This window comes from Pseudomonas sp. App30, from assembly GCF_047947025.1.
Classification (GTDB): domain Bacteria; phylum Pseudomonadota; class Gammaproteobacteria; order Pseudomonadales; family Pseudomonadaceae; genus Aquipseudomonas.
On record NZ_CP133165.1, the window covers coordinates 4,291,957 to 4,306,596 of the forward strand.

A 14,640-nucleotide genomic window follows, 5' to 3' on the forward strand; every position below is an offset into this window, starting at 1 on the left:
GTAGTTTCCTAACTAACTCTGTGTTTTTCCAGGCACCAGCTAGCCTGTAATGGTGCGTCGCGTAGCAATTGCGCACCGCTGATGTGCACTTCGGTTACGCAGCCTGTTACAGGTCGGTTGCACGCGCAAGTGCTAGCAGGTTGCAATGATGGCACTTTGTGGTTGCGCCTTTTTTGCAACCCGGTGTTACCAGGCCCGAGCCAGACGGTTGCACGAGCCGCAAAAAGGCGGGCGCAGGGCCTGCGCGCGTAAAACGGCGCCTGGCGTCCCACATTGGAAAATGGGATGGCACGGCGCTTGCTCAGAGCTATTGCTGAAGTTGTAGTGCCAACCAAAAAAACTCAGGAGCACCACCTCATGTCGCAGACGTTTTACAGGAAAGGTTTTCTGGCTCTCGCAGTGGCTACTGCGTTGGGTGTTTCTTCGTTTGTACAGGCAGCCGACATCAAGATCGGCGTGGCAGGCCCCATGACCGGTGCCAACGCATCCTTCGGTCTGCAATACATGAAAGGTGCCCAGGCGGCGGCCGACGAGATCAACGCCCACGGCGGCGTGAACGGCGGCAAGATCATCCTGGTGCAGGGCGACGACGCCTGTGAGCCGAAACAGGCCGTGGCGGTGGCCAACAAGCTGGCTGACCAGGACAAGGTCGCCGGCGTGGTCGGTCACTTCTGCTCCTCGTCCACCATTCCTGCTTCTGAGGTTTACGGGGATGCTGGCATCATCGCCATCACCCCAGGCTCCACCAACCCACAGGTTACCGAGCGTGGCCTGACCGCCATGTTCCGCATGTGCGGCCGTGACGACCAACAGGGCGTGGTGGCCGGTGACTACATCGTCGACGTGCTCAAAGGCAAGAAAGTCGCGGTCATCAACGACAAGGACACCTACGGCAAGGGCCTGGCCGACGCCACCGCCAAGCAGCTGACCGCCCGTGGCGTGAAGCCGGTGCTGGAAGAGGGCCTGACCCGCGGCGAGAAAGACTTCAGCGCCCTGGTGACCAAGATCCGCGCCGCTGGCGCCGACGTGGTCTACTTCGGTGGCCTGCACCCCGAGGCCGGCCCGCTGGTGCACCAACTGCGCGAGCAAGGCCTGAAAGACGTGAAGTTCATGTCCGACGACGGCGTGGTCACCGACGAACTGGTGACCACCGCCGGTGGCGCCCAGTACGTGGACGGCGTGTACATGACCTTCGGCGCCGACCCGCGCCTGCTGCCAGACAGCAAGGCCGTGGTGGACCAGTTCCGCAAGGCCGGCTACGAGCCTGAAGGCTACACCCTGTACGCCTACGCCTCGATCCAGGCCCTGGCCGCAGGCTTCAACGGCGCCAAGTCCGACAAGGGCGAAGACGCTGCCAAATGGCTGAAGGCCAACCCTGTCCACACCGTGATGGGCACCAAGACCTGGGACAGCAAGGGCGACCTGAAAGTCTCCGACTACGTGGTGTACCAGTGGGACAAGGACGGCAAATACCACCAGCTCGACAAGCAGAAATGACATGACGTCGACCTGGCCCGGGGTTTAGCCCCGGGCCGGGTCAAACAGGGCCCGGCCGCTTGTGGCCAGGCCCGTCAGTTCTCTTACCACCGCTCGCGTCTTGAGTGGGCAGGCCCGGCTTGCCCGCGCGGACCCGTGCGGCCCAGAAGTTCGTGAGCGTGCATGATGGATGGTATTTTCCTGCAACAAATGGTCAACGGCCTGACCCTCGGGTCGGTCTACGGGCTGATCGCCATCGGCTACACCATGGTCTACGGCATCATTGGCATGATCAACTTCGCCCACGGCGATGTGTACATGATCTCTGCCTACCTGGCGGCCATCGGCCTGGCGGTGTTGTCGTTCTTTGGCGTCGAGTCCTTCCCTTTCCTGATTCTCGGCACGCTGGTGTTCACCATCGTCGTCACCGGGGTCTACGGTTTCGTCATCGAGCGGGTGGCCTACAAGCCCCTGCGCAACTCCACGCGACTGGCGCCGCTGATCAGCGCCATCGGCATCTCGCTGATCCTGCAGAACTACGCGCAGATCGCCCAGGGCCCCAACCAGCAAGGCGTGCCCACCCTGCTCAGCGGCGGCTGGCGCTTCGACATCGGCACCGGCTTCGTGCAGATCACCTACACCAAGCTGTTCATCCTGGTGGCAGCGTTCGCCGGCATGGCCGTGCTGACCTACATCATCCAGTACACCAAGCTGGGCCGCATGTGCCGGGCCACCCAGCAAGACCGCAAGATGGCCTCGATCCTGGGCATCAACACCGACCGGGTGATTTCCTACGTGTTCATCATCGGCGCGGCCATGGCGGCGCTGGCGGGCGTGCTGATCACCGTGAACTACGGCACCTTCGACTTCTATGCCGGCTTCATCATCGGCATCAAGGCCTTCACCGCCGCGGTGCTGGGCGGCATCGGCTCGCTGCCGGGGGCCATGCTCGGCGGGTTGATCCTGGGGGTTGCCGAGTCGCAGTTCTCCGGGCTGATCAACTCGGACTACAAAGACGTGTTCAGCTTCGCCCTGCTGGTGCTGATCCTGATCTTCCGACCCCAGGGCCTGCTGGGTCGACCACTCGTGGCGAAGGTGTAATTTATGTCTGGTGCCCCAATCAAACCCATCGATATCAAGCAAAGCGTGATCGACGCGGTGATCGCCGGCCTGCTGGCGCTGATCGTCTTCGGCCCGATCGTCGGCGTGGTGCTGCAAGGCTACAGCTTCAACCTGGAACCCACCCGCGTGGCCTGGCTGGTGCTGGCCGTGGTCATCGGCCGGTTCCTGATCAGCCTGTTCCTGCAGACGCCCCGTGGGCTGCGCATTTCCCAGGGCATGGAGCGCGGCGGCTCGGGCGTGCACGTGCTTGCCCCCGGCCACAAGTCGGCGCTGCGCTGGGTGATCCCGCTGGTGATCGTGCTGGCCATCGTCTTCCCGGCGTTCGCCAACAAGTACGTGCTGACCATCGTCATCCTCGGCCTGATCTACGTGCTGCTGGGCCTGGGCCTGAACATCGTGGTGGGCCTGGCCGGCCTGCTCGACCTGGGCTACGTGGCGTTCTACGCCATCGGTGCCTACGGCCTGGCGCTGGGCTACCAGTACCTGGGCCTGGGCTTCTGGTCGGCGCTGCCGCTGGCGGCCCTGGCCGCAGCGTTCGCCGGCTGCATACTGGGCTTCCCGGTGTTGCGCATGCACGGTGACTACCTGGCCATCGTCACCCTGGGCTTCGGCGAGATCATCCGCCTGGTGCTGAACAACTGGCTGTCGTTCACCGGCGGTCCCAACGGCGTGCCGGTGCCATCGCCGACCTTCCTGGGCCTGGAGTTCGGGCGCAAGGCGAAGGAGGGCGGCATCCCGATCCATGAGTTCCTGCACATCGACTACAACCCCGACCTGAAATTCGTGTTCATTTACGCGGTGCTGTTCCTGGTGGTGATCGGCGTGCTGTACATCAAGCACCGCCTTACCCGCATGCCGGTGGGCCGCGCCTGGGAAGCCCTGCGCGAAGACGAGATCGCCTGCCGCGCCATGGGCCTGAACCACGTGCTGGTCAAGCTCTCGGCCTTCACCCTGGGCGCCTCCACGGCGGGCCTGGCGGGGGTGTTCTTCGCCAGCTACCAGGGCTTCGTCAACCCCACCTCGTTCACCTTCTTCGAGTCGGCGCTGATTTTGGCCATCGTGGTGCTGGGCGGCATGGGTTCCACCGTCGGGGTGGTGATCGCCGCCTTCGTGCTCACCGTGGCCCCCGAACTGCTGCGCTCGTTCGCCGAGTACCGCGTGCTGCTGTTCGGCGTGTTGATGGTGTTGATGATGATCTGGAGACCGCGCGGCCTGATTCGCATCAGCCGTACCGGTGTGGTCCCGCGTAAAGGAGTGGCGCCATGAGTGAATATGTACTCACGGTTGAAAACCTGATGATGCACTTCGGTGGCATCAAGGCGCTCAGCGATGTCAGCCTGAAGGTGAAGCGCAATTCGATCTTCGCCCTGATCGGCCCCAACGGCGCCGGCAAGACCACCGTGTTCAACTGCCTGACCGGCTTCTACAAGGCCACCGGCGGGCGCATCGAGCTGCAGACCCGTGGCATCAAGACCAACGTCATCAAGCTGCTGGGCGAGCCCTTCCAGCCCACCGACTTCGTCTCGCCGCGCAGCTTCGCCAGCCGCCTGTACTACAAGATGTTCGGCGGCACCCACCTGGTCAACCGCGCAGGCCTGGCCCGGACCTTCCAGAACATTCGCCTGTTCCGGGAAATGTCGGTGGTGGAAAACCTGCTGGTAGCCCAGCACATGTGGGTGAACCGCAACATGGTGGCCGGCATCCTCAACACCCGGGGCTACCGCAAGGCCGAGGAAGACGCGCTCAACACCGCGTTCTATTGGCTGGAAGTGGTGGACCTGGTGGATTGCGCCAATCGCCTGGCCGGCGAGCTGTCCTACGGCCAGCAACGCCGGCTGGAAATCGCCCGGGCCATGTGCACGCGGCCCCAGGTGATTTGCCTGGACGAACCCGCTGCCGGCCTCAACCCGCAGGAAACCGAGGCGCTGAGCGGCATGATCCGCCTGCTGCGCGACGAGCATGACATGACCATCGTGCTGATCGAGCACGACATGGGCATGGTCATGGGCATTTCCGACCACATCGTGGTGCTGGACCACGGCAACGTGATCGCCGAAGGCGGCCCGGAGCAGATTCGCCACGACCCGAAAGTGATCGCCGCCTACCTGGGCGCGGATGAAGAGGAGCTGGTATGAGTACCCCGATCCTCGAACTGAAGGAACTCGACGTGTTCTACGGGCCTATCCAGGCCCTGAAAAAGGTCTCGATGCACATCAACGAGGGCGAGACCGTGAGCCTGATCGGCTCCAACGGCGCCGGCAAGTCGACCCTGCTGATGTCCATCTTCGGCCAGCCGCGCGCCGCCAACGGCCAGATCATCTACCGCGGCACCGACATCACCAAGAAGTCCTCGCACTACATCGCCTCCAACGGCATCGCCCAGTCGCCGGAAGGCCGGCGGGTGTTCCCGGACATGTCGGTGGAAGAGAACCTGCTGATGGGCACCATCCCCATCGGCGACAAGTTCGCCAGCGAAGACATGCAGCGCATGTTCGAGCTGTTCCCGCGCCTCAAGGAGCGCCGCAACCAGCGCGCCATGACCATGTCGGGCGGCGAGCAGCAGATGCTCGCTATCGCCCGCGCCCTGATGAGCCGGCCCAAGCTGTTGCTGCTGGACGAGCCATCGCTGGGCCTGGCGCCCATCGTCGTGAAGCAGATCTTCAGCACCCTGCGCGAGCTGGCGAAGTCGGGGATGACGATCTTTTTGGTGGAGCAGAACGCCAACCATGCGCTGAAGCTGTCGGACAGGGCGTATGTGATGGTCAACGGCGAGATTCGGTTGACGGGCACGGGGGCGGAGCTGCTGAGTAACGATGAGGTGCGTAACGCTTATCTCGGCGGCCACTGACCTTTTTTTGTGGGAGCTGGCTTGCCAGCGAGCTTTTCGGGCGCTCAACAACTCGCTGGCAAGCCAGCTCCCACAGAAGCGAAATCATTGATTCGGGTTTTGGAAAAAGGGTTTTCCACAGAATTGTGGAAAACCCTTTTTGCTTGCTCGCCCACTGCGACATAAAACCACTCCAATTCATTGTTTTGTCATGTAAAGCAGTTGTCCCCGGTTATTGTGGAGCTGGCTGTGGGTAACTTGGGTGTACATTGCCCAAGCCCTTTAACGGCGTGGCCTGCAGGGTTGTGGTTGTTTTTTGATCAGCGTTTTTCCAGCTTGCTAGTGGGGTGTTTGTCAAGCCCTTATCCACCGGCCAATACCGCTCGTCCGGGGCCTGAAAGCCTGTGGATAACTCTGTGGGCAAGCCTTGGAAAGACTGCCCGGAGCGGCGTAGTTACTGGCCTGGCGCCATCCCCGTGGTTATCCCTCACGCGTGGCGGCCGGTGGGGCTACCTGACTGCGCGGTCAAGGTCAAGCCGAAAAGCCGCTGCACCCCGCTACAAGCCCCGCCATTCAAGGCTTTGTGCACAGCACAGTTGCCCACGGATACTGTGCAAGGGCCTGTGGATAACGTGCGCAAAAGTGGCGGCGGCCCAGCTGGCACAAGGGTTTGCGGCCGGCGATCATTTTCTGATCAGGTGCGCCTTTTACTTGCCGTCGCGCAGCCGCGCGGGCATGCTTTGAAACTGACTTTACCCACAGCCTTCCAGGAGCATGCAATGACTTCCACCGTGTTTATCACTGGCGCCACTTCCGGGTTTGGCGAAGCTTGTGCCCGCCGTTTTGCCGAGGCCGGCTGGTCGCTGGTGCTGACCGGTCGCCGTGAAGAGCGCCTGAACGCCCTGGCCGAGGAACTCTCCAAGCAGACCAAGGTGCACGCCCTGGTGCTGGACGTGCGTGACCGCAAGGCCATGGAAGCTGCCATCGCCGGCCTGCCGCCGGAGTTCGACAAGCTCACCGGCCTGATCAACAACGCCGGCCTGGCCCTGGGCGTGGACCCTGCGCCCAAGTGCGACCTGGACGACTGGGACACCATGGTCGACACCAACGTCAAAGGCCTGATGTACAGCACCCGCCTGCTGCTGCCACGCCTGATTGCCCAGGGCCGCGGCGCCAGCATCGTCAACCTCGGTTCGGTGGCGGGCAACTACCCGTACCCGGGCAGCCACGTGTATGGCGCCACCAAGGCGTTCGTCAAACAGTTCTCGCTGAACCTGCGTTGCGACCTGCAGGGCACTGGCGTGCGCGTCACCAACCTGGAGCCGGGCCTGTGCGAAAGCGAGTTCTCGCTGGTGCGCTTCAACGGCGACCAGGCGCGCTACGACGCCACCTACGCGGGCGCCGAGCCGATCCAGCCACAGGACATTGCCGACACCATCTTCTGGATCCTGAACACCCCGGCGCACGTCAACATCAACAGCCTGGAGCTGATGCCAGTGACCCAGAGCTGGGCCGGCTTCGCCATCGAGCGCCCGCACAAGGCGTAAGGCGTCTTTGTGGGAGCCGGCTTGCCGGCGAGCTTTTGATGGCACTGAAAAGCTCGCTGGCAAGCCAGCTCCCACACATGTAGCTAAGCCTGGGCCAGGCTCTCGTAGCACGTAGCCAGGTGGTACGGGGTGGTGGACGGCATATCCGGCCGGCTCACCGCCCCGCTGGCATCGCGGCACTCGTGCCAGCCGCCGGCATGCAGGAAGCGCGCTTGCAGCACTTGCAGCTGCCCGGCCACATCGGCGCCGGGGCGCAGGGTCAGGGCCCGCAGGTATTCAGCCTGGGCCCAGATGCGTTGGGTGGCATCGCGCACGCCGCCGTCGACGTCGAGCATCGCCAGCACGCCGCCCTGCTTCACGCCCATGCGCTCGGAAGGGGCGAACGCCTTGTCCAGCGAGCCGTGCAGCGCACCACCGCGCAGCAGCTCGGATGATTCCAGCAGGTAGAACCATTCGAACTGATGGCCTGGCTCCCACCAGTTATCCACAGCGCCGCACGGTTTCTCCATCAGGAAGCCCGAAGCACCATCTACAAAGCGCGCCTGCATGGCCGCGCACAGGGCCAGCAGCGCCTCGCTCACCGCTTCGTCGTCACGCACTGCCAGGGTCGCCAGGAAGGCCTCGGCCAGGTGCATCAGCGGGTTCTGCAGCGGCCCGCTGCCCAGTGGCGCCCAGTCTTCGGCCAGCGCGGCCTCGTACAGGCCATCGCCGCTGGCGAACCGCGTGGCTACCACGTTGAGCGCGGCGTTGAGCACCGACTCGGCCAGCGGGTCGCGGGACTGCCGCCAGTAGTGGGCGCAGGCGAAGATGATGAAGGCGTGGGTGTACAGGTCCTTGGTGCGGTCCAGCGGCCGCGCCTGGGCGTCGATGCTGTAGAACCAGCCGCCGTGCTCGGCGTCGTGGAAATGCTTCTGCAGCGAGCGGAACAGCGCTGCTGCGTGCTCGCGCGCGCCCGGTTGCTCGATCAGCCCGGCGAACAGGTACAGCTGCCGCGCGCAGGCCATGGCCCGGTAGCGTTGCACCGGCATGGGCGTGTGGTTGGGCGCCAGCGCTTCGTAGGGCAGCGCCAGGTCGGCGTTCCAGCCGGGGCCTTGCCACAGGGGCACGATGGTCTTCAGGAAGTGCTCATGCACGGCGGTGAAGGCGGCTTGCGGGGAGTGATCGAGCATGAAAGGTGTCGTCAAAGCGGCTGTTTGAGCGACATGGTAACAGGGATGAAGCGCCCCGTTGCTGCAACTGTTTTTGTGGGAGCTGGCTTGCCAGCGAGTTGTTCGGCCTCAACAGCTCGCTGGCAAGCCAGCTCCCACAGGGGGTGATCGATCAACCAGCCAGCAGCCACGCGCCGGTCAGGGCGGACAGGGCGCCGGCGATGCGCACCAGCGGGCTGGCGGCTTGCGGCAGCACGCGAACCACGGCATAGCCCACCGCGTGCAGCGCGGCGGTGGCGGCGACGAAGCCGGCGGCGTAGGCCCATGGGCTGGACATCTCCGGCAGCTCCAGGCCGTGGGCCACGCCGTGGAACAGGGCGAACAGCGCGGTGGCGCCAACGGCCAGGGCTACCGGTGGGCGAATGGCCAGGGCCACGGCCAGGCCCAGGGCCAGCACCGAGGCAGCGATGCCGCTTTCCAGGCCTGGCAACTGCAGGCCTTCAAAGCCCAGCACGCCGCCCAGCAGCATGGTGCCGACGAAGGTGGCGGGCAGCGCCCAGCGCGCCTTGCCGGTCTGCTGCGCGGCCCACAGGCCCACGGCCAGCATGGCCAGCAGGTGGTCGATGCCGGTCAGCGGGTGCAGCACGCCGGCGACGATGCCATGTTCGCCGTGGCCGGGGTGGGCGAAGGCCAGGGCCGGGGTGAGCAGCAGGGCGGCGGCGCCGAAGAGTTTTTTCAGGGTCATGGGTGGCTTCCTTGGTAGGTGTGTAGCCGCTGCCGAAGGCTGCGCTGGCCCCTGAGTACACTGGAAATCTCAAGCGTGGCTCAGGGCCAGCGCAGCCTGTCGGCAGCGGCTACGGGGTTGTGGTGGCTCAGGCGGCAGTCAGCAGCCCCTGGCGTTCGATGAAGGCGATGATCTCTTCAAGGCCCTGGCCGGTCTTCTGGTTGCTGAACACGAACGGCTTGCCGTTGCGCATGCGCTTGGTGTCGCCATCCATCATTTCCAGCGAAGCGCCCACCAGCGGTGCCAGGTCGATCTTGTTGATCACCAGCAGGTCCGACTTGCAGATGCCCGGGCCGCCCTTGCGTGGCAGCTTGTCGCCGGCCGACACGTCGATCACGTAGATGGTCAGGTCCGACAGCTCGGGGCTGAAGGTGGCCGAGAGGTTGTCGCCACCCGATTCCACCAGGATCAGGTCCAGGCCCGGGAAGCGGCGGTTGAGCTGGTCCACGGCTTCCAGGTTGATGGAGGCGTCCTCGCGGATGGCGGTGTGCGGGCAGCCGCCGGTTTCCACGCCAATGATGCGCTCGGGCGCCAGGGCCTCGTTGCGTACCAGGAAGTCGGCGTCTTCGCGGGTGTAGATGTCGTTGGTGACCACGGCCAGGTTGTAGCGCTCGCGCAGGGCCAGGCACAGGGCCAGGGTAAGGGCGGTCTTGCCGGAACCGACCGGGCCGCCGATACCGACACGCAGGGGCTGGGTATTCATTATTGTCATCTCCTAGGAACGGAACAGGCGGCTGTACTGGCGCTCATGGGCCATGCTCGCCAGGGACAGGCCGAAGGCGGCGCTGCCGTAGTGGTGGGGGTCGAGTTCGCTGGCGTGCTGCTGAGCCTGCTGCAGCAAGGGCAGCAGCTCGCTGGTCAGGCGCTGGGCGGCTTGCTGGCCCAGCGGCAGGGTTTTCATCAGCACCGCCAATTGGTTTTCCAGCCAGCTCCACAGCCAGGCGGCCAGGGCGTCGGCGGGGCTGATATTCCAGGCGCGCGCGGCCAGCGCCCAGCCCAGGGCCAGGTGCGGTTCGGGCGTGGCAGCCAGGAAGTCGCGGGCGGGGCTGTCCAGCTCGGGCAGGCCGTCGAGCAACTGCTTGAGCGAATAGCCCATCTGCCGGCTTTCCTGGGCCAGCTCGCGGGTTTCGCGGCTGGCGCGGTGCTCGTCGCTCAACTGGCGCAAGGCAGGCCAGTCTTCCGCAGCCGCGGCGTTACAGTGGGCCAACAGCAACGGCGCCTCGAAGCGTGCCAGGTTGAGCAGCAACTGATCGCTGATCCACCGGCGCGCGTCGTCGGCCTGCTTGACCGTGCCTTGTTCCACGGCCATCTCCAGCCCCTGGGAGTAGCTGTAGCCGCCAATCGGCAGTTGCGGGCTGGCCAGGCGCAGCAGGGCCCAGGCCGGGTTCACGTGCGCACGCCGAACTGGTGGAGCTTGGGCGCGTAGTTGAAATCTTCCTCGCCATGGCGCGAGTGATGGTGGCCGCCGCCATAGGCGCCATGCTCGGGCTGGAAGGGCGCTTCGATGACTTCGGTGGTGGCGCCCAACTGGTCGAGCATGGCTTTCAGCACATAGTCGTCCAGCAGGCGCAGCCAGCCATCGCCCACTTGCAGGGCCACGTGGCGGTTGCCCAGGTGGTAGGCGGCGCGGGTCAGCTCGAAGGCGCTGGCGCAGGTGACGTGCAGCAGGGTTTCGGGGCGGGCCACGACTTTCACCACGCGGCCGTCCTGGGCTTCGAGGAATTCGCCGTCGTGCAGCGGCGGCTGGCCGCGCTCCAGAAACAACCCGACGTCTTCGCCGTCGGCACTAAAACAGCGCAGGCGGCTTTTGCTGCGCGCTTCGAAATTCAGGTGTAATTCGGCCGACCAGTCAGGTTTTGGCTCGGTTCTGCGGTGGATCACCAGCATTTTCAGGCATCCGGCTGAGTGCGATAGTTTGCTGACAGCAAGCATCTTGCCAACATGCGAGCGCTGCGAATGCCGGCCTTGCGCCAGAACTTGGGGCAACAAAATGTTACATATTGGTGCGCTTCAGCCTGTATGGCACCAAGCTGGGTCAGTCGTCAATACTGCTCAAACCGTGCCAGTGCTTGGCGCCCATGAAGATGAAGCGCAGCTGCTGGGTGATCTTCGCCTGGGGCGACAACTGCCGGGGTAGAGCCTCGGCGGGCGGGTCGATGAGCTCGGGCAGGGTGGCGAACACGGTCTTCACCACCAGGTCCGCCATCACCGCCAGGGCGGCGCTGTCCAGGTGCTGCCACTTGGGCATCAGCGCCAGGTCTGCGGCCAGGTCCGAGCTGATGCCGTCGCGCAGGCAGGTCAGCGCCTGGCGTACTGGGCGCGAGTCGCCGTACTGCTCGCGGGCCAGGAACAGGAACTGCGAGCGGTGCGCGGCCACGCTGTCGAGGAAGATGCGCACAGAGGCGTCGGTCAGGCCCTTGAGCTCGAACTCGTTGCGGCGCACGCGGCGGATGGTTTCGCGGAAGGTTTCGCCCACTTCATTGACCAGGGCCAGGCCCAGCTGGTCCATGTCGTCGAAATGGCGGTAGAAGCCGGTGGGCACGATGCCCGCGGCCTTGGCCACTTCACGCAGGCTGATGCTGCCGAACCCACGGCCGGCATCGATCAATTGCCGGGCGGCATCGAGGAGGGCGTGGCGGGTCTGCTGTTTCTGTTCGGCGCGGGGCAGCATGGTGCGGGATTCTGTGAAGGGCAGCGCAGCACTCTAGCAAATCGGCGGAAAAATCAAAGCCCGGTACGGGGACCGGGCTTTTTCCAGGGCAGCCAAGGTTCAGCTCGCGCGGTTCAGGGTACGGTCGGAGCCGTCCTGGGCGACGCGCATCAGGGTGCGGTCCGAGCCGTCTTGAGCGACGCGGTTCAGGGTGCGGTCGGAGCCGTCCTGGGCAACGCGGTTCAGGGTGCGGTCCGAGCCGTCTTGAGCAACGCGGTTCAGGGTGCGGTCAGAGCCGTCTTGAGCGACGCGGTTCAGGGTGCGGTCCGAGCCGTCTTGGGCAACGCGGTTCAGGGTGCGGTCGGAGCCGTCTTGAGCGACGCGGTTCAGAGTGCGGTCAGAACCGTCCTGGGCAACGCGGTTCAGGGTGCGGTCAAAACCGTCCTGGGCAACGCGGTTCAGCGTACGGTCCGAACCATCCTGCGCCACGATCACCGCAGCGCTGTGCTGGGTAACGGCAGGTTGAACGTTGCTGGCGGCGAACACGTTGGCGGCCAGTACAGAGAGGGTCAGGGTCAGCAGCAATTGGCGTTTCATGATTTGGCGCTCCTTTGGAGGGCTGAAAAGTGGGTACGAAGCCAATGCTACTCTTGAGAATTAGATATAAAAGTTCATAAGGACAATGGTAACAATCAACGGAATTGATTGTTTGCCTTGGGGCTGTCTAATCAAGGCCTTACGCGGGTTTCGCCTGCACCGTCGCGGGGATTTCCCACGGCGCCCGCGCTTTCATGGAACGTGCATCGATGAAAGTGTTCGGCGATTTCATCAATCGGGTTAAACCCCCGGGCGGTTTGCCAGTCCTAAGGTAATTGCTGCAACCAGGCGGGCCGCCGTTTTCCGGCTCGCTGTCACTTGGAGATTCGTGCATGACGCGCCCCCGCAAGATCCTGGCCTGGACAGTTGGCACCCTGGTGCTGCTGATCGTCGTACTGGTGGTGGTCATTGCCACCTTTGACTGGAACCGGGTGAAGCCGACGCTCAACGCGAAGGTGTCCGAAGCCCTGCACCGCCCGTTCGCCATCAACGGCAACCTGGCCGTGCACTGGGGCCGCGAGCCCGACGAGGGCGGCTGGCGCGCCTGGGTGCCGTGGCCGCACTTCGAGGCCGAGGACCTGACCCTGGGCAACCCCGAATGGTCGAAAGAGCCGCAGATGGTCGGCCTCAAGCGCGTGGCGTTCCGCCTGTCGCCGCTGCCTTTGCTGGCCGAGCGCATTGTCATCCCGCGCATCGACCTGACCCAGCCGGACGCCAACCTGCAACGCCTGGCCGACGGCCGCGCCAACTGGACCTTCGACTTCGGGCCCAAGGACCCTAACGCCGAACCGTCGAAATGGGTGATGGACATCGGCGCCATCGGCTTCGACAAGGGCCACGTGGTGTATGACGACGTGACCCTGAAAGCCCACGCCGACGTGCTGATCGACCCGCTGGGCAAGCCGATTCCGTTCAGTGACATCGTCGGCAGCGGCGCGGCGAAGAAGGTCAGCGACCAAGGCGGCAGCGCCCAGGACTACGCCTTCGGCTTCAAGGTCACTGGCCGCTACAAGGACCAGCCCGTCAACGGCACCGGCAAGATCGGCGGCCTGCTGGCCCTGCAGGACGCGGCCAAGCCGTTCCCGGTGCAGGCCGACGTGCGCATTGCCGACACCCACGTGGCCGTCGCCGGTACCCTGACCGACCCGCGCAACCTCGGCGCCCTGGACCTGCGCCTGAAGCTGGAAGGCGCCAGCCTGAGCAAGCTGTACCCGCTGACCGGGGTGACGCTGCCCGACTCGCCGCCGTATTCCACCGACGGCCACCTGCAGGCCAAGCTCCATGAGCCCACCGGTGCCACCTTCGAATACCAGGGCTTCAACGGCAAGATCGGCAACAGCGACATTCACGGCGACCTGAGCTTCGTCGCCAGCCAGCCGCGGCCCAAGCTGACCGGCAAACTGGTGTCCAACCAGCTGCTATTCACCGACCTGGCACCGTTGATCGGCGCCGACTCCAACGCCAAGCAGGCCGCGCGCGGCAGCGAAAGCAAGCAACCGGCGGGCAAGGTGCTGCCGGTGGAAGAGTTCCGCACCGAGCGCTGGCGCACCATGGACGCCGACGTCGAGTTCACTGGCAAGAAGATCGTACAGAGCAAGGAGCTGCCGTTCACCGACCTCTACACGCACCTGGTGCTCGATGACGGCCAGCTGAACCTGCAACCCCTGCGCTTTGGCGTGGCGGGCGGCAACCTCGACGCGCAGATCGGCCTCAACGGCCGCAGCACGCCGTTGCAGGGCCGGGCCAAGCTGACCGCGCGCGGCTTCAAGCTGAAACAGCTGTTCCCCACCTTCGAACCGATGAAGACCAGCTTCGGCCAGCTCAACGGTGACGCCGACATCGCCGGCACCGGCAACTCGGTGGCGGCCTTGCTGGGCAGCGCCAACGGCGACCTGAAGCTGTTGATCAACGATGGCGCGGTCAGCCGCAGCCTGATGGAGATTGCCGGGCTGAACGTGGGTAACTACGTGATGGGCAAGATCTTTGGCGACAAGGAAGTGAAGATCAACTGCGCCGCCGCCGACCTGGGCATCAAGGATGGCCTGGCGGCACCACGGCTGTTCGTGTTCGACACCGAGAACGCGATTATCTACATCGATGGCACGGTGAACTTCAAGACCGAACAGCTGGACCTGAAGATCACCCCCGAATCCAAGGGCTTCCGCCTGCTGTCGCTGCGTTCGCCGCTGTACGTGCGCGGGCCGTTTGCCAAGCCCAGCGCCGGCGTGCAAGCGGTGCCGTTGCTGCTGCGCGGCGCGGGGATGATTGCCCTGGGCGTGGTAGCGGCGCCGGCGGCAGGCCTGTTGGCGCTGGTGGCACCCAGCGGTGGCGAGCCTAACCAGTGCACGCCGTTGCTGGAGCAGATGAAGGCGGGCAAGGCGCCGAAGACAGTGCCAAGCACTCGTTGAGTGCTACCCATGTGGGAGCGGGCTCTGCCCGCGAAAAGGCCCCCGCGCTTGATCAGACAAAGCGCGGGGGCCTTTTCGCGG

The 14,640-nt window shown here is 64.7% G+C and carries 14 protein-coding genes; 7 read left to right on the forward strand and 7 right to left on the reverse strand.

Annotated features, from left to right (window positions below):
- The first annotated feature begins 357 nt into the window (after positions 1–357).
- The 6 genes from RAM80_RS20000 (at position 358) to RAM80_RS20025 (ending at position 6,972) form a co-directional block, all read left to right on the forward strand.
- On the forward strand, positions 358–1,497 hold the full coding sequence (locus RAM80_RS20000) for a branched-chain amino acid ABC transporter substrate-binding protein (protein WP_416422175.1): 1,140 nt from the start codon (positions 358–360) through the stop codon (positions 1,495–1,497).
- Between the two features lie 165 nt (positions 1,498–1,662).
- Positions 1,663–2,577, forward strand: coding sequence for an ABC transporter permease subunit (locus tag RAM80_RS20005; protein WP_416427528.1), 915 nt, complete (start codon positions 1,663–1,665; stop codon positions 2,575–2,577).
- A gap of 3 nt (positions 2,578–2,580) precedes the next feature.
- Entirely contained in the window at positions 2,581–3,864 is a 1,284-nt protein-coding gene (livM, locus tag RAM80_RS20010; RefSeq protein WP_416422176.1) for a high-affinity branched-chain amino acid ABC transporter permease LivM, read from the forward strand.
- Positions 3,861–4,733, forward strand: coding sequence for an ABC transporter ATP-binding protein (locus tag RAM80_RS20015; RefSeq protein ID WP_416422177.1), 873 nt, complete (start codon positions 3,861–3,863; stop codon positions 4,731–4,733). Before livM ends, RAM80_RS20015 begins: the two co-directional genes overlap by 4 nt.
- A complete protein-coding gene (locus RAM80_RS20020; RefSeq protein ID WP_416422178.1) occupies positions 4,730–5,446 on the forward strand; it encodes an ABC transporter ATP-binding protein in 717 nt (238 codons plus the stop codon). The genes RAM80_RS20015 and RAM80_RS20020 overlap by 4 nt, the downstream gene beginning before the upstream one ends.
- Before the next feature lie 758 nt (positions 5,447–6,204).
- Entirely contained in the window at positions 6,205–6,972 is a 768-nt protein-coding gene (locus RAM80_RS20025) for an SDR family oxidoreductase (protein ID WP_416422179.1), read from the forward strand.
- Positions 6,973–7,055: 83 nt separating this feature from the next.
- Here RAM80_RS20025 and RAM80_RS20030 read toward each other — a convergent pair whose 3' ends face one another.
- The 7 genes from RAM80_RS20030 to RAM80_RS20060 all read right to left on the reverse strand — a co-directional run bounded on the left by RAM80_RS20030 (position 7,056) and on the right by RAM80_RS20060 (position 12,151).
- Positions 7,056–8,141 carry an AGE family epimerase/isomerase gene (locus RAM80_RS20030; RefSeq protein ID WP_416422180.1) on the reverse strand — a complete coding sequence of 362 codons (1,086 nt, stop codon included), beginning with the start codon at positions 8,139–8,141 and terminating at the stop codon, positions 7,056–7,058.
- 151 nt (positions 8,142–8,292) lie between these two features.
- Positions 8,293–8,865 carry a HupE/UreJ family protein gene (locus RAM80_RS20035; RefSeq protein WP_416422181.1) on the reverse strand — a complete coding sequence of 191 codons (573 nt, stop codon included), beginning with the start codon at positions 8,863–8,865 and terminating at the stop codon, positions 8,293–8,295.
- Between the two features lie 127 nt (positions 8,866–8,992).
- Positions 8,993–9,607: an urease accessory protein UreG gene (gene ureG, locus RAM80_RS20040; protein ID WP_416422182.1), complete on the reverse strand. Its 615-nt coding sequence runs from the start codon at positions 9,605–9,607 to the stop codon at positions 8,993–8,995.
- Between the two features lie 12 nt (positions 9,608–9,619).
- Positions 9,620–10,294, reverse strand: a complete 675-nt coding sequence (locus RAM80_RS20045) for an urease accessory protein UreF (RefSeq protein ID WP_416422183.1) — start codon at positions 10,292–10,294, stop codon at positions 9,620–9,622.
- On the reverse strand, positions 10,291–10,791 hold the full coding sequence (ureE, locus tag RAM80_RS20050; RefSeq protein ID WP_416422184.1) for an urease accessory protein UreE: 501 nt from the start codon (positions 10,789–10,791) through the stop codon (positions 10,291–10,293). The genes RAM80_RS20045 and ureE overlap by 4 nt, the downstream gene beginning before the upstream one ends.
- Positions 10,792–10,939: 148 nt before the next feature.
- A complete protein-coding gene (locus RAM80_RS20055; RefSeq protein ID WP_416422185.1) occupies positions 10,940–11,575 on the reverse strand; it encodes a TetR family transcriptional regulator in 636 nt (211 codons plus the stop codon).
- Between the two features lie 99 nt (positions 11,576–11,674).
- Positions 11,675–12,151 carry a phage infection protein gene (locus RAM80_RS20060; RefSeq protein ID WP_416422186.1) on the reverse strand — a complete coding sequence of 159 codons (477 nt, stop codon included), beginning with the start codon at positions 12,149–12,151 and terminating at the stop codon, positions 11,675–11,677.
- A 332-nt stretch (positions 12,152–12,483) separates the two neighbouring features.
- Here RAM80_RS20060 and RAM80_RS20065 point away from each other — a divergent pair, with 332 nt between their 5' ends.
- On the forward strand, positions 12,484–14,559 hold the full coding sequence (locus RAM80_RS20065; protein ID WP_416422187.1) for an AsmA family protein: 2,076 nt from the start codon (positions 12,484–12,486) through the stop codon (positions 14,557–14,559).
- Positions 14,560–14,640 lie beyond the last annotated feature (81 nt).